The sequence below is a fragment of the Paenibacillus kyungheensis genome, assembly GCF_028606985.1.
In the GTDB taxonomy this organism is placed as follows: Bacteria; Bacillota; Bacilli; order Paenibacillales; family Paenibacillaceae; genus Saccharibacillus; species Saccharibacillus kyungheensis.
The window spans coordinates 621,216-637,175 of record NZ_CP117416.1 but is presented as its reverse complement, the minus strand read 5'-3'; the positions used below and the strand labels follow the sequence as shown (position 1 = coordinate 637,175).

Annotated in this window: 14 protein-coding genes and 1 pseudogene; 3 read left to right on the top strand and 12 right to left on the bottom strand. The window is 39.5% G+C overall.

Going from position 1 to position 15,960, the window contains the following annotated elements:
* Positions 1–63: 63 nt before the first annotated feature.
* The 4 genes and pseudogenes from PQ456_RS02835 to PQ456_RS02820 form a co-directional block, all read right to left on the bottom strand.
* Complete coding sequence (locus PQ456_RS02835) at positions 64–1,098, bottom strand: HD-GYP domain-containing protein (protein WP_273614773.1); 1,035 nt, start codon at positions 1,096–1,098, stop codon at positions 64–66.
* A 43-nt stretch (positions 1,099–1,141) separates the two neighbouring features.
* Positions 1,142–2,844 (bottom strand): annotated as a pseudogene (queG, locus tag PQ456_RS02830) (tRNA epoxyqueuosine(34) reductase QueG).
* Positions 2,845–2,869: 25 nt separating this feature from the next.
* A complete protein-coding gene (gene lepB, locus PQ456_RS02825; RefSeq protein ID WP_273614772.1) occupies positions 2,870–3,388 on the bottom strand; it encodes a signal peptidase I in 519 nt (172 codons plus the stop codon).
* Between the two features lie 153 nt (positions 3,389–3,541).
* On the bottom strand, positions 3,542–3,970 hold the full coding sequence (locus tag PQ456_RS02820; RefSeq protein WP_273614771.1) for a GNAT family N-acetyltransferase: 429 nt from the start codon (positions 3,968–3,970) through the stop codon (positions 3,542–3,544).
* Positions 3,971–4,648: 678 nt separating this feature from the next.
* On the opposite strand from PQ456_RS02820, the gene PQ456_RS02815 reads away from it, so the two are divergent.
* Complete coding sequence (locus tag PQ456_RS02815) at positions 4,649–5,257, top strand: superoxide dismutase (RefSeq protein WP_273614770.1); 609 nt, start codon at positions 4,649–4,651, stop codon at positions 5,255–5,257.
* Positions 5,258–5,334: 77 nt separating this feature from the next.
* On the opposite strand, the gene PQ456_RS02810 is transcribed toward PQ456_RS02815, so the two are convergent.
* From PQ456_RS02810 to acpS, 4 genes are all read right to left on the bottom strand, one after another.
* The gene (locus tag PQ456_RS02810) at positions 5,335–6,210 is read right to left on the bottom strand and encodes a DMT family transporter (protein WP_273614769.1); all 876 of its coding nucleotides are present in this window, start codon (positions 6,208–6,210) and stop codon (positions 5,335–5,337) included.
* A 240-nt stretch (positions 6,211–6,450) separates the two neighbouring features.
* The gene (locus tag PQ456_RS02805) at positions 6,451–6,870 is read right to left on the bottom strand and encodes an SMI1/KNR4 family protein (RefSeq protein WP_273614768.1); all 420 of its coding nucleotides are present in this window, start codon (positions 6,868–6,870) and stop codon (positions 6,451–6,453) included.
* A 19-nt stretch (positions 6,871–6,889) separates the two neighbouring features.
* The gene (mutY, locus tag PQ456_RS02800; protein WP_273614767.1) at positions 6,890–8,281 is read right to left on the bottom strand and encodes an A/G-specific adenine glycosylase; all 1,392 of its coding nucleotides are present in this window, start codon (positions 8,279–8,281) and stop codon (positions 6,890–6,892) included.
* Between the two features lie 81 nt (positions 8,282–8,362).
* Positions 8,363–8,770, bottom strand: coding sequence for a holo-ACP synthase (gene acpS, locus PQ456_RS02795; protein ID WP_273614766.1), 408 nt, complete (start codon positions 8,768–8,770; stop codon positions 8,363–8,365).
* A 178-nt stretch (positions 8,771–8,948) separates the two neighbouring features.
* Here acpS and PQ456_RS02790 point away from each other — a divergent pair, with 178 nt between their 5' ends.
* Entirely contained in the window at positions 8,949–9,779 is an 831-nt protein-coding gene (locus PQ456_RS02790) for an alpha/beta hydrolase family protein (RefSeq protein ID WP_273614765.1), read from the top strand.
* 147 nt (positions 9,780–9,926) lie between these two features.
* On the opposite strand, the gene nadE is transcribed toward PQ456_RS02790, so the two are convergent.
* The 3 genes from nadE to PQ456_RS02775 all read right to left on the bottom strand — a co-directional run bounded on the left by nadE (position 9,927) and on the right by PQ456_RS02775 (position 13,118).
* Positions 9,927–10,736: an ammonia-dependent NAD(+) synthetase gene (gene nadE / locus PQ456_RS02785; RefSeq protein WP_137224941.1), complete on the bottom strand. Its 810-nt coding sequence runs from the start codon at positions 10,734–10,736 to the stop codon at positions 9,927–9,929.
* Positions 10,737–10,887: 151 nt separating this feature from the next.
* Complete coding sequence (locus PQ456_RS02780; protein ID WP_069329441.1) at positions 10,888–11,322, bottom strand: BrxA/BrxB family bacilliredoxin; 435 nt, start codon at positions 11,320–11,322, stop codon at positions 10,888–10,890.
* A gap of 122 nt (positions 11,323–11,444) precedes the next feature.
* Positions 11,445–13,118, bottom strand: coding sequence for a two-component system sensor histidine kinase NtrB (locus PQ456_RS02775; protein WP_273614764.1), 1,674 nt, complete (start codon positions 13,116–13,118; stop codon positions 11,445–11,447).
* Between the two features lie 305 nt (positions 13,119–13,423).
* Here PQ456_RS02775 and PQ456_RS02770 point away from each other — a divergent pair, with 305 nt between their 5' ends.
* Positions 13,424–14,692, top strand: coding sequence for a BaiN/RdsA family NAD(P)/FAD-dependent oxidoreductase (locus tag PQ456_RS02770; RefSeq protein ID WP_273616222.1), 1,269 nt, complete (start codon positions 13,424–13,426; stop codon positions 14,690–14,692).
* A gap of 85 nt (positions 14,693–14,777) precedes the next feature.
* Here PQ456_RS02770 and PQ456_RS02765 read toward each other — a convergent pair whose 3' ends face one another.
* On the bottom strand, positions 14,778–15,653 hold the full coding sequence (locus PQ456_RS02765; RefSeq protein WP_273614763.1) for a glycerophosphodiester phosphodiesterase family protein: 876 nt from the start codon (positions 15,651–15,653) through the stop codon (positions 14,778–14,780).
* Between the last annotated feature and the right edge of the window lie 307 nt (positions 15,654–15,960).

Genomic DNA, 15,960 nt, shown 5'->3' with positions numbered 1-15,960 from the left:
AGGAACAGCATTTATCATAACATTTCCGTTATCGGCTTAGCAAACATTTTCAATCGTTATTTGCTACATCATTACAGCTTCAATAAATGTTGTTGTAGCATTGGCTAGATCAATTTCTTTCACATCCAGATCGCCGCCACTACCACTAACAATGCGTACAACCGGACGACCCGGTAATCCGCGATGCTGTCTTACAATCACACCGGTTTCTTTATTGGATAAGCGGACACCTGTCCCATTAGGATACACCGAGATAATACGTGTAAATTCGACTAGCACATCATGATCCAACATCCGATCAGATTGAGCCATCATTTCTTCACATGCTTGATGTGGTAGCAATCCCTGCCCGCCGTTTTCTTTGGATGTGATCAGATTATCATATATATTTGCTGTCGCTACGATTCGAGCATACATATGAATCTCTTCTTCATTCAGTCCGCGTGGCTTGCCTGTACCATCGATTCGTTCATGATGTTGAAGTGCAATATGAGCGATCATCAGATTGAATTCCCGTTTGGTTTTGATCCATTCGAATCCGCGCCAGGTATGGTGGTTTTTAGAATCGATATTCAGATCATCTTCAGCCAGATTGGAAAATTTGCCTACATCATGCAATAGCGCTCCTGTTGCCAAATCTTTCAATTGATGCTGATTCAATCCCATATTCATCCCGATCATTGCTGATAATAGACAGACATTCATCGCATGAACATACTGCACATTATCACGTGTTTTGATATCGGTTAATTGAATCTGGACTTCACGCATCCCGGTAATATCTTCAAGCAATTGTTCTATACTAAATCTAACTTTGTTAGGGCTCCATTCTTTGCCAGAACGAACAGCATCGAACGTATCACTCATTTCACGAATCATCATCTGTTTGGTTGCTTCACTGAGTACTTCTTCCATTTCTATATCTGCAAAGTTCTCATCTTGAATATACAACATAGTGACTCCGATACGATTGAGCGTATTGATCATATAGACGGTCAGTTGTACGCCAGCAGACAACAGAATCGCTCCATTGCCTGAATAGATCGCTTTCCCTAAATATTGCCCTGTCTCTACTTTATCGATGTTTACGTACCTCATGGGAAGTCTCCTTTACCGATATTAGGATATGAGCTCTATTTCATTAGAATAGTACAGGTTCAATATGATATCCTTCCAGACTGAGCAACCATTCTTTAAGTGGCAGACCACTACCATAGCCGACCATTTGTCCGTTCATTCCAATCACACGATGACATGGAATAATCAGCGGGATCGGATTGCGATTGTTAGCTCCGCCTACTGCTCGCACTGCTGTAGGATGACCGATCTGCTCTGCTATCCATTTATAAGAAACAGCCTTTCCATAAGGGATAGTTAACAATCCTTCCCATACTGAACGTTGAAACGCTGTACCTTGTAAATCAAACGAAAGATCAAACACCTGTCGCTTTTCAGCGAAATATTCGTTCAATTGCTCAACTGCTTTCTGTAAATGAAAAGGCGAGTGAATATACTGATGTTCTCCATACCAACGATTTGCCCAGACTTTCATCTTATCTTTATTATCGGCATAAGATTTAAAATCTAAACGACAGATCCCTTTTAGTGATGTCGTGATCGTAATTACACCTGTAGGCGCTTGAATTTCATCGTAGTATAAAGACAACACTAGACCATCTCTCCTTCCAATATTTCTTTAGCAGTAAGCAAGCGTTCTGTCACTTCCGGGTCTACTTCTTTGGTTAGCGCATGAGTAACAGCTTGTAACGCATCTTCGCCACCAATTCGGCTGAGTGCCCATGCGATAGTTCCTCTGAGCTCCGGTCTAGGATCACGATGCAGTAATTCTGTTAATTTGGGAACAGATGATTTGTCACGGAAATTACCAAGTGCAATTACAACATTCCGTTGAATCGGCTTTTTGCCACGCCATGCGGCTGAAGTATCGCCAAATTGTTCTTTGAATTCACGGTTGCTCAGATCAAGCATCGGTAATAATAACGGTTTGGCTTTTTCTGGATCAGGACGAAGTTCTTCTTGATGATTCCAGTTCTTGCCTTTATTTTTGGGACAAACGATCTGACAAGTATCACAACCATACAATCGATTGCCAATTTTGCGCATATGTTCATCCGACAACATCCCTTTGGTCTGTGTTAAAAAAGAAACGCAGATTTGTGAGTTCAATTGTCCGGGCCCCACCAGTGCTCCTGTTGGACAAGCATCGATACATTTGGTACATGTACCACAATCTTCGGTTACCGGGGTATCCGGTGGAAAAGGAATATCGGTAATCATATCACCGAGGAATATCCATGAGCCCAATGTAGGCGAGATCACTGCACAATTTTTACCGTAAAAGCCGATCCCTGCACGCTGAGCGACTGCTCGATCTGATAGCACACCGGTGTCCACCATACTTTCGATGCGAGCTTCCGGTACTTTTTCACGAATAAAATCTTCTAACCGCTGCATCCGATCACGAAGCACATAATGGTAATCTTTTCCCCAAGCCGAACGTGCCATAATACCTCGATATTTTCCGGGTTCTGACTTTGGTGGATTTTCCATTTTGGAATGGTATGTGACAGAGATCGCTATAATCGACTTCGCTCCATCTAATGCTAAGCTGGGGTTAATGCGTTTTTCGATATCTGGTTCTTCAAATCCAGATTCATGCCCTTTACGACGATGCTCTTCCAGAACTCCTTTTAGATACAAAAAAGGATCGGCTGTCGTAAAGCCTACATCATCTATGCCCAGCGATGGCGCAGCCTGCTTGATTTCAAGCTTGAGCTGTTCCCATCTAGTTGTTGATTGTTGTAATACTTCTTGCTGCGTCATACACTGTCACCTCCTCTAGTACTCTCTATAACAATGCCGTTTTGGATAACGGCCATATAATAAAATCTGCACGCCCGACAATTTGCTTCAATGATATCGTACCAAAAATACGACTGTCTTTGCTCATTCCTTGATGACGATTATCACCCATGACATAATATTGCCCTTCAGGCACAATAATAGGTGCCAGATCTACATCGCCTATGACTGTATCAATATAAGGCTCCTGTTGCTTGATCTGATTGATATAGACTTCATGATTACGTATCTCAATACGATCTCCACCGATCGCTATTACTCGTTTCACTAATAATTTCGATGTAGGCTGTTCACTGAGTACCGGATCATGCAAAATAATCACATCTCCACGCGCAGGTGGATGAAATTTATAAATAAATTTATTGATAAACAACCGTTCTTGCTGAACAAGTGTAGGTTGCATCGATTGTCCTTTGACTGTTGAAATATTGAATACCCACATATTTAACACTCCGAGTATGATTAATGCCCAGACCATCGTCTTGAGCCATTCCCGCCAATACATAATACACCTCATTTAAAATCTTATCTTGTTCTATGTTTATTATACCTTACATTTTCCCTAAATATAGAAAAGCACATCTTTATTCCCATCCGTGTTTCGGAGGGCAAGATGTGCTCATATGTGGATATTACATAAAATTTTTCTCTCTAAGCTTTACGCATGAACAGCAACGATACTGAGTTTGTCAAAAGTCTTCAGGACTTTATTTTCTCCATATCCCATTGCTTCGTAAAGTGGTAATACAGCATTGTTGTGCTCATCGCCAGCGACCATAATTCCACTGACATTGCGTTGCTCAAAACGTTGTTCCATAGCTTTGACAAGTGCTGTACCTACACCTCTGCGTCTAACATCAGGATGTACAGCGATGCGGTAATAACAACCAAAATTCCGATCGATTGTACCGATTAACAGACCTACAATTTCTTCGCCTTGTTCCGCTACTACGATTAGCTCGGAATCCCATGATAATTGTGTGGCGAATGGTCCCATCGTGTTCTCGTAACATTCTTCAGATAAAGCTACCTTCAAAAGTTCTGTAACGAGACTCAAATCACTTAATTTAAAGGAACGAACATTCATACTCCAAACTCCCTTTTCATCAGCTTGATTAAGTACACCCTTATAAAAAAACAAAAAGAAGCACACTCGCTTATAGAAGCGATGCGTCCAACAGTAAAGGATTGTATAAAATCCTAATAATGCAAATAGACCAAAAGACAACAAAAAACTGCAAAAATGTGCAGAATATAACCTCACCGATAATTAAACCACATTTTTCGCCAGATTACACCATTTTTCTTTTGAAAGCGCTTAATTACTCTGTATTTCGCCTATCGATTCCAACTTAAACATAATTTGGTAATCAAAGGATGTACAAACATATTTATAGATAAACGCTTATAAATATTCATACAAATTATTATCTCTCAAATTCAAGTTATATGCAGCACAAGATCTAGTATACCACTACCTAAGCAACCTAACTATACTTTTTGTCATATTTCGTGTATTTTCGACTCTTTTATAGATCATGATTGTAGGTTAGCAAAATAAAATAAATCGCTCTCAACCCGCGCCACATCAACTTTCTAAACATAAAAGTTGATTTAATCAAAAATATACGGTTTAATAAAGAGTGTAATATGTTTATTTACATAGGGAACGGTTTTTAGCAGTGATCAGTAAGTTGAATTATTTTTTCTTATTCTATCTGCTATTTTTCGTTTCTGAATTCTAAATTCTGGGAGGTATTTTACAATGGCATTCGAATTACCAGCATTACCGTACCCTAACAACGCTCTGGAACCACACATCGACGAACAAACGATGATGATTCACCATGACCGTCATCACAACACATATGTAACTAGTCTGAATACCGCTTTGGAAAGTGCTCCTGAATTGCAAGGCAAAAGCTTGGAAGAATTGATCAGCAACCTGGACAGCGTACCTGAAGGTATTCGTACAGCAGTTCGTAACCACGGTGGCGGACACTACAACCACAGTCTTTTCTGGGAAATTATCGGACCTGACGCTGGCGGCGCACCTACTGGTGATATCGCAGCAGCAATCGATAGCGAACTAGGTGGCTTTGAGAAATTCAAAGAAGACTTCGCTAAAGCAGCAACTACTCGTTTTGGTAGCGGTTGGGCTTGGCTAGTTGTTAAAGATGGCAAATTGGCAGTAACAAGTACTCCTAACCAAGATAGCCCGGTTATGGAAGGTGCTACTCCATTGCTTGGTATTGATGTATGGGAACATGCATACTACCTTAAATATCAAAACAAACGCCCTGACTACATTGCAGCTTTCTGGAATGTAATCAACTGGGATGCAGTTAACAAACGTTACGCTGCTGCAAAATAAGAATTTATCTTTTGACAATATAAGCATTTCAAAAAAAGACCTCTTGATTAGTATTAATCAATGAGGTCTTTTTTGATTTATATGATTTTCTTCTGCTTTTGAATACCGTTCATTAAAATAATACCTGCCAAAATCACCAGCAATCCTATAATCGTTCCTACTGTTATCTGTTCATTTAATAACAATACGCCCCATAAAATACCGAATAATGGCACTAAGAACGTCACACTCACCGTTTTGGTCGGGCCTACACGTTCTACTAGATAAAAGTATAATAAATATCCTATCGAAGTTGATAATACCGCCAATCCCAATACCGCTAGTATCACGGTCAAAGAAATAGGCGCTGTCGGTACACTAACTACGCTAAACGGAATCAAAATAAGCCCTGCACTCAATTGCTGTCCAATTGATAAAGCAAGCGGAGGTGTACCGGTAAAAGTACGCTTGGTATAGACTCCACCAATACCATAAAATAAAGCCGCCATTAACGAAGCTCCAATAGATAACCAGACTTCTACAGTGAATGGAACTGAACTCCAACCCATCAGAATACATACACCTGTAAGCCCGACTAGAATACCGATTACTTTGCGAACTGATAACAATTCACCGAGCCAAAAGCGAGCAACAATTGCTGTAAATAGAGGTGTAGTGGCATTCAAGATCGCTGTTAATGACGCATTGAGATGAATCGCTGAATACGCGATCAAGACAAATGGAATCAATGCATTCAGTAAGCCTAACATCAGATATGATTTCCATTGGCTTTTGAAATGAGGAAGTTTGCGTACTATTAGTGCATAGATCAGCAATACGATCCCTGCAATCAATACCCGTAGATCAATAAGCCAGATCGGTCCTAATACAGGAGCCGCTACACGAATAAATAAAAAGGATGCTCCCCATAGTGCACCCAATAACAGTAAAGCACCTAACTCTTTGGGATTCATAATCTTGCGCCTCCATCTTCTCCAAAATATCACTTATCTCTCTGAGCACTATGTATTTCTTTTTCTACTTTTTACTCTTTGATAGAGAGATGTCTTTTTACTATAAAAGATCAATCATGATAAAACTTTCAATTTATTGCTATTCTATTCACAACAAAAATAGCGTACATATAGCCACTCCTATTGTACGCTATCTTTTGTTGTTATATGGATAGTCTACTCAATTCCTAATCATCAAGCTTAATAATAAGGCAGATCTTCTAGCAACTCGGTAAAAGAATCTCGAAAAGCAATAATCGACTTATCTTCTTCTAACCAGACCACAACTTCTCCGTAATGTTGAGGTTCAATGCGTAATAGAAAGCTATTCCCTCCAGGATCCGAAGCAAATGGAATACAGACTTCTTGCAAAATATCCCACGCATACTGCATATCGATCATCGATTGCTCAATCGTTAGTGAACCATGTGTAATCGGCATAAATCCATGAATCAACGGAGCATATTCTTCTCCATCTATAAATAACGTTTCTAAATAACCACCATTATGTTGTAGATAAAAGTCTTTGAATGACTCGGGTAACGGATATTCTATCTTTTGAGCAAAAGTCTGCCATTCTTGTTCGGTTAACGATTGTTCACTTTCCTCTAACGATATCATGGCTATACCGCTCCTTTTTTTACTTGGCAAAATGCTGTTGCAGAATTTTGAGGAATAGATTAGGAAAAGCGTAATTTTTCATATCTTCTGCGCTAATCCAGCGATAGTCATAAGCAAAAGCTTCACCGACTAAAGTACTTGGAACCGCTTGATACACTTCAGGATGCTCAGCAACCGCATCTTGATGCTCTACAATCAATGTATCATCCAGTTGAAGTTGTTCTTTGATCTTCTGTAAGCTACCCGGTGTAGAACCTGATAATTTGAGTTCTAATGTCGCTTGTTCGTATTCCAATGGATCGATATCTTTCAAAGCTCCTTGAGACGCTTCTAACGGCTGTGTCATAGAACTTGTATCATTCTCTGTATCTTGTGAATATTGCCCTGTAGCCTGCACTCCAGCTTCATGACAGCGGAATACACGCATCGTCCAATGGATATGGCTAAATGTATGTTCTTCGGTAATCCATGGTTCTAACGGCTGAATATCTACGCCTTCATTATGAATACCATTAGTCAAACGCTTCATCGCTTCTGCATCTGGCAGATCTGCACCTGCACCTGCTTTTTTGGAATCGTCAGCAAGAATATGAGGCAATTCCCACATCCGTGCAAGTAATCCGGTAGCCGGGCGCTGGCGAATCAATACCTGACCTGCACGTTCGCCTGTACCTTCGATCAGAGCAAGCAAACGATGTTCAGGACGTGGTGGCTTGGATTTGGTTTTGATCGGCAAAATAAGTTCCATCCCATTCATTCGACCTTCGCAATGCTTCATAACCGGACAGGTTAGACAGCCAGGTGATTTGGGCGTACATACCATAGCACCTAATTCCATTAATGCCTGATTGAAATCAGAAGCACGTCCACGTGGAATTAACTCTTTGGCTAACACTTCCATTTTGACTCTGGTTGGTCCTTTGGCAATATCATCTTCCAAGCAGAAATATCTCGATAATACACGCATTACATTTCCATCGACTGCTGGAACAGGTACACCGTAAGCAATACTAAGTACTGCACCTGCTGTGTAAGGCCCTATTCCTTTGAGTGCAGATATTTCTTCCGGTGTATTCGGTACAATGCCTTCATGACGCTCTACTACTTGTTGCGCTGCTGCTTGTAGATTGCGTGCACGCGAGTAATAACCGAGTCCTTCCCAGCTTTTGAGCACTTCTTCTTCCGGTGCAGTTGCTAATGCTTCTACTGTCGGGAATTTTTCAACAAAGCGAGTAAAATAAGGAATAACTGTATCGACACGCGTCTGTTGTAACATAATTTCAGATATCCAGATATGGTAAGGGTTACGGCTTCGTCTCCATGGTAAATCACGCCTATGCTCGTCATACCATACTAACAATTCACGACTAAAATAAATTTTGGCTTCTTGCTGTAATGCTAGATTAGACATAATACTCTCCTTCAGTGATCGAATATCTTTTCGACCGGATATGATGTAGAATCGTGTTGTTCATCTGATGCAATATGTTATTTAATGTATAAATTCTATTTTTTCAATCACCGCAAATGCAGAAGCAAGTTCTGTCTGATGAGAAATACTTACATGCATCTGGTAATATTCAGCTTGATATTGCAATCCTAATCGCTCCCATGCTTGAGCTGATAAGGTTACAGTAGGCTTGCCTGAAGCATCCGGTACAATCTCGATATCAATAAAACTCAATATTGCGCCAATTCCACAGCCGAATGCTTTAGAAATAGCTTCTTTAAGAGCAAACCGACCAGCTACAAATTCATATAATTTGGCTCCTTTGGTCTGAGCAATCTCACGTTCAGCCGGTGTGAGAATACGATCGATAAATCTTTGCCCGTGTGAGCCACTCATAATCGTAGTCACCCGTTTGATTTCAAGAACATCGTGTCCTATACCATAAATCAAAATACGTACCTCCTGCACATTCTAATTTCGCATACTTCTATTGTACCATTGCTCACACTTTGACTGCCAAGCACTACTGTAAGATATTTTGCGAATACCAATCATTTTTAATCTATAGAGGTCGCGCTTTGAGTATCAAGCACTTTGGGTAAGTAGTATTTAGAAGGAGGTAATGATGATGTCTAATTCATTTACAATCCCCGGAGCAGACGGGGCAGTCATTCGTTGTACTCGCTACCCTGCTAAACATGAAGTACGAGCAGTGATAATTATCGCTCATGGGTATAAAGGATTCAAAGATTGGGGGATGTTCCCTTATGTTGCTCAGCAATTAAGCAGTATCGGCGATGTGATTACATTTAACTTTTCACATAATGGTATTGGCGAACAGCCAGAAGAATTTACCGAGCTTGAATTATTTGCTCATAATACGTATGGTTTTGAACTGGAAGATTTATCGAACGTGACGAATTATATAAAAGAACAACCTGAATATCAAGAATTGCCACTATTTGTGCTAGGACATAGTCGTGGAGGTGGAACCAGCCTTATTCATGCACTGGATCATCCAGATCAGATTGCAGGTGTATTATCATGGAATGGGATCAGTGATCTACCTAGCCTGTTCACTACTGAACAGAAAAAAGAAATGGTGACGACCGGCAGAAGCTATATTACCAATGCACGCACAGGTCAGCAGATGCCACTGGATCGTAGCATTATTGATGATATCGAGCAACATCGTGAACAATACGATCTACTTCATCGTATCACTGAAGCGGCTTTGCCGATTATGCTCGTGCAAGGCACAGAAGATCATCCGCATCTTCTTGAAGGATCACAAGCTTTGTTGAATGCCAATCCTTCGATTAATTATGTTGCTATTGAAGGTGGCAACCATATGTTTAATACGGTTCATCCTTTTGTTGATTCTTCTCCTCAACTGGATCAAGCCATCGAAGCAAGCAGTACATTTATTCGTAGCGTGATCGGTAGTCGTTTGGATTAATCTATATGAAACATCTGTATTTTCTATAATAAATCAAAATATAAACAGCGCTCTTTCAACCTTTTGCTACGGTTAAAAGAACGCTGTTTTCGTGTGTATAAAAAAATTCGTAATTATGTTCGGACTTGATAGTGTACCAATAGTGATTTAGATACCTGGAATCGGATCACGTTTGTGTGCAGTGCGTTTGTAATAACTTTCAAGACGCTCTGCTGCTACTGGATCTATTGTTTTGCCTTCTAGATAGTCGCTGTTATCGTTATACGTAATACCTAATTCGTCTTCATCTGTCTGATCTTCCCATAATCCAGCAGAAGGAGCTTTATCCAGAATAGATTGTGGAACAGCCATATGTGTAGCTAACTGACGAACTTGACGTTTGTTTAGTGTACTTAGCGGCGTAATATCTACAGCGCCATCACCATATTTAGTGAAAAAGCCTGTGATTGCTTCAGAAGCATGATCGGTTCCTACTACTAACAAATTCAATTCATTTGCCAGTGCATATTGAGTGACCATACGTGTTCTTGCTTTGATATTTCCTTTAGCTTGTGGAGTGATTGGATCTTGGATATCGATACTAGGCAATACTTTATTCACTAGATCTGTAATCGCATCTACACCACTTTGTACATCAGTTTCGACAGTATGCTCAAGCTTGAATGCTTCAGCAACTGCATAACTATCAGCGATATCTGATTGTTGTCCATAAGGTTGATATACACCAAGTGTCATGTATTTTTTACCTGTAGACTCGCTCAATTCATCAGTCGCTTGTTTGCACAGACCCGCCGCAACAGCACTGTCAATTCCACCACTAATCGCAATCAGTAGACCTTGTGTACCTGATTTTTGAATATAGGATTTGAGAAAATCAACACGCTTGCGAATCTCTGCATCGGGTTCAATCGTTGGTTGAACGCGTAAATCATCAATAATTTGCTGTTGTATACTCATCTTCATTTCCACTCCTTTATTTATTCTGTACTACATGTTTACCCATTCCATTCTATTCATATCAGCGAAAAAAAACAAACGTCCCGCAATTTTCAGCTTTGCCGAAAAAAGCAGGACATTTGATGATGTTTATATAAACCATGCGGTTAGATTACAGGCAATATTTTTCAAATGCATCATTCAATGCATAAGCAATATCTTCTGCCGAGTTGTTTTCAATCTGGTGACGCTCGATAAAGTGGACTAATTCTCCATCTTTCATCAAAGCAATCGAAGGCGAAGACGGTGGGAACGGTGCGAAATATTCGCGTGCTTTGGCTGTTGCTTCTTTATCTTGTCCTGCAAATACCGTATACAAATGATCCGGTTTCAATTCATTTTGTAGGGCTTGAGCAACGCCTGGACGACATTGACCTGCTGCGCATCCGCATACTGAGTTCACGACAACCAGTGTTGTTCCTTTTTGATCAGGAAGATGTGCTTCTACTTCTTCTGGAGTACGAAGCTCCGTAATACCTAGTGTAGTAAGTTCATCCCGCATCGGTTGAACCATATCTCTCATATATTGATCAAAAGACATTGACATTGTTATTCACTCCTTACTTTTAATAAGCGTTAAGTTATATTATACAGTCATGTGTGATGAAAGCAAGAGACAGAATCGAATACTTGTTAAGACAATACTGTAAAGAAAGTTTTAAGTAGGCTTTAATCGATCTGATCGTATGCAGAATCAAATGTAACGATAAAGGTTGTTTTGATTCCTTGTTGCGATTCCACCTGAATCCGTCCATGATGACGTTCGACAATACTCAAGCACAGCGATAATCCCAGACCAGTCCCTTTTGATTTGGTAGTATAAAAAGGCTCAAATAGCTTTTCTAGCTTGTCTGGAGAAATACCTGGCCCTGTGTCTTGAATACTCATCGTGACTTCATTGCCGTTACTGTGAGTCTCTATCGTTAACTCACCTTTATCCTCCATCGCTTCCATCCCATTACGTGCTAAATTCAAAATCAGTTGCTTGATTTCTTTTGAATTCAAATTCAATTCAGGAATATTAGCACCCTGTACGAATACAATACTTTGTCCGCGTAGATTCGCATCTGCCCATAATAACGGAAGCAATTCTTCTATAATAGAATGTAAATGAATCCGTTGCTTCTCTACTACACGATTCTGGGCTAATGATAAAAAATCGTTAATAATGCTATTCGCCCGATCCAGTTCATCCATCACAATCACATAATAATGATCTAGAGAAGGCGGGCTCTTTTCTTGCATCAACTGTAAAAAGCCTCGAACGACCGCCATAGGATTGCGAATTTCATGTGTGATACTAGCCGCCATTTTGCCGACTAGACTCAATTGCTCTACATGATTCAGTTCATTGCGTAATTGCTCAATCTCTGTTGTATCCTGACTCAATATCACCACACCGGATAACTCTTCTGAAGGCGTAAATAGCGGTACAATATTGACATAAAATGAACCATACCCTAGACGAAGTAATTTGTTAATCGTTTCTTGTCCGGATTGTGCTGCCTTGATTAGTATAATGATCTCGTACAGACCTGGTGTAATATCTTCTTTTTTTAAATCTGTAAGATGTAAGCCAATCGCAGACTCTAATGTAAGATCAGGAATTGAACGTTTTATCAATTGCAGAGCACTCGCATTAATAGCTGTGATTCGTCCATCTTCATCTAAAGATGTAATAATTAAAGGGGCTACATTCATAATCTGACGTAACTTTTCAGCTTCAGTAATAAATTTATTCGATAAACGAAGCATTTGTCGGTTCAATTGCTTCTTCTCTATAATACGTTCAATCGCTTGCACGCAATAATCGCCTGCACCCAATGCTGCTACAACAATCATTACAACAATAATCCACAGTTGCGTGTTCATCGGTAATGTATTTTCACTCAATGTTGAAATTATCATAGATAATACAGCGCTTAACAAAATCAATATGGCGACAAATAAGCGTTTTACTTTTAAAGTAGCTGTACGAAAACGTAAAGAAAGAATACAGATAAATGGAAACAATAATAATCCGGTATCAATCAGTAATCCTGTCCAACTCCAACGATCGTTAAACAAAAAGTACATAATAATACCCAGACCTAGCAATACCATCCCTCGAAGAGGCCCTATATACATCACTCCTACAATCAATGAAACAACGCCCATATGAAGAGCGTACGGAGATGCACTATATATTGAGAAAAACCAACAAATCATTATACTGATGGCGAAAGAAAACACGACAACAGGAGAATACCCACGCCATGCTAATCGCCCATTATGCAAGGAATCGTAACCACTGCGTTCAATTACTCCCAAAAAGAAAAAAACAGCAGATCCTACAGCCAACATTTGCAGCAGAATTTCCTTGACGACAATGATAATGACGTGTCCCTCCTCTACAACTGTCCTATTTCGATTAAAGTATATCAGATACCATATTACAATATATAGTACCTTACTCTAAGATTTTGAAATCCTATACTCAATACCCTTGATGTCTACTATTATAAACAATAGTGCTACGTTAATTATTTTTGAATACTATTTATGAATTGTGCCCCTTTCCTACACCCATTAGTGGTATATTGAAAAAGAACGATTCTTTTAGATTCAAAGGGTCGATTCCTATTTTTAATACAAAGGAAAGATATATGTTGATATACGATATTATAGTTATTGGTGGCGGTTCAGCCGGGTTGATGGCAAGCGTCGCAGCAAGTGAAGATGGTGCTCGGGTATTACTGGTTGATAAAGGAAATAAATTAGGACGCAAACTCGGTATTTCTGGTGGTGGACGTTGTAATGTCACTAACGCTAAAGAAATCGACGACTTGATCAAATACATTCCGGGTAACGGACGTTTTTTATACAGTGCTCTCGCTAATTTTAGCAACCGTGATATTATGAGCTTTTTTGAAAATATGGGTATTCAACTTAAAGAAGAAGATAACGGCAGAATGTTTCCCGTATCTGACAAAGCCAAAACTGTTGTTGATGCTCTGGTCAACAAAGTTCGTTCGCAAGGAGTCGATATTCGCACCAATAGCCCTGTTGATGAAGTTCTCTATGATCAAGGGCAAGTGGTTGGCGTACGGCTTCGTTCTGGTGAAGTATTTAAAAGTAAAGCAGTTATTATTGCAGTCGGCGGTAAGTCTGTACCTCAGACCGGTTCTGAAGGCGATGGTTATGCCTGGGCAGAACAAGCAGGTCATACGATTACTGACCTCTATCCTACTGAAGTTCCGATGACTTCACCAGAACCTTTTATTCAGAGCAAAGAATTACAAGGATTATCTTTACGTGATATCGGCTTAACCGTCTGGAATCCGAAGGGCAAAAAGCTGATCTATCATGATGGGGATATGATATTTACCCATTTCGGGATATCTGGCCCTACCGCTCTAAGATGTAGTCAATATGTGGTCAAAGCACTCAAAAAATTCCCGGTAACTTCGATTATGGTGACACTGGATTTATTTCCTGCTAAATCGGTAGATGAAGTATATCAAGAAACATTGGCTTTAGCAGAGACCGATTCCAAAAAAGCGATCAAAAATGTGCTCAAAGGCTATCTACCCGAGCGGATGATTCCTATTATTTTGAGCAAATCAGGATTAGCTGACGATATTACGTTCTATAATATTCCTCGTCAATTATGGTTGGAGATGGCTAAATTAATCAAAGCATTTCCAATCGCTATGCATGGTACACTATCGATCAAAGAAGCTTTTGTAACAGGTGGCGGTGTCAATCTAAAAGAAGTTGATCCCAAAACGATGGAATCCAAACTGATGAATGGGCTATATTTTTGCGGTGAAGTGCTAGATATCCATGGCTATACCGGTGGATATAATATTACCGCTGCTTTTACAACAGGTTATAACGCAGGCAAAAGTGCAGCGCTTCAAGCTAGCTTTGTATAATCATTATATACTGCATTTGTGGATACACAAAAAGAAGCTTTTCCTATCATCAGGGAAAGCTTCTTTTTGATATTATGATAGCTATCTATTCATTCAGATAAGCATACAATCCTTCGGGATCATCCGTCTGAATCATATTCACACCGCGCTCAATATGCCAACCCCATCCTTCGGATACGTCTACTCTCGAAATAATATCGGAATGCCCGCCACAGATCGAATCCCACATCGTATTCGTCCAAATTCGGCAACCATTTTGCTTGATTCGTTCTAGTACTTCTATAGAGATACGCTCATACTCTTCATATTCAAAACAAATCTCAAACGCTTGCGGATGTACCATAGCACAAATATAATCAATCTCATTAACCATCTCAGGGTTAGAATCATCAAGAATCTGCATATACAATGGCTGTTCTAATTTATTGTTTAGAAATGCGTGTACTTCTTCTGGACTGGCTGTGCTTTTGAATAATGCTTGCGATACAGTACCTGTGCGTTGTAACACTTCATATACTTGTTCCCGATAATCCCAACATTTATCCAAATTAATCATTACTTTATTTTTGGTTAAAATTAAAATTTCTTCTAATGTAGGAATACTGTAATTGGTTAAAGGTTGATTGGCTCCACCTTGATACCGACGTAAGCGTAATTCGCGTAACTGTCGAAAAGTCATTTCACGAATAGCACCTGTTCCATTGGTCATTCGATCTACAGTCTCATCATGCATCAAAATTAAGACACCATCTGATGTCTGTTGAACATCGATCTCTATCATATCTGCTCCAGCTACGATTGAATATTGAATCGCTGCTAATGAATTTTCGGGCGCTTGCTTCCAATTTCCTCGATGCACCGTCATCATCACACGACCATTATGATCCCAAAAACTAGACAAAATCTCTGTTAACGAAGATTCGAAAGGTTGTTTTCTCGGCGTAGCTGTATGATTTCCCATTTATTATCATTCCTCTATTGTTTTATTCGGTATGATGAATTACATCTGATCAAAATTGATGTCTGCGTTATAACTGATCTTTATACTGTAATCAATAAGAGTCAAAATCAGTAGATAATTGATCTCTTTTTGTGTAAATTCATTTTTTTGATTATAAACAGCTTATACACAAATTAGTACCAGATATTAAGGTTTTACACACAAGTTATCAACAGGTTGTGAACAGATTGAGGATAGATTTCAGTAAAATAATTCCACACTATACATCGAAAAATATAATTATGCAGATAAAATAGGGGATAGATTG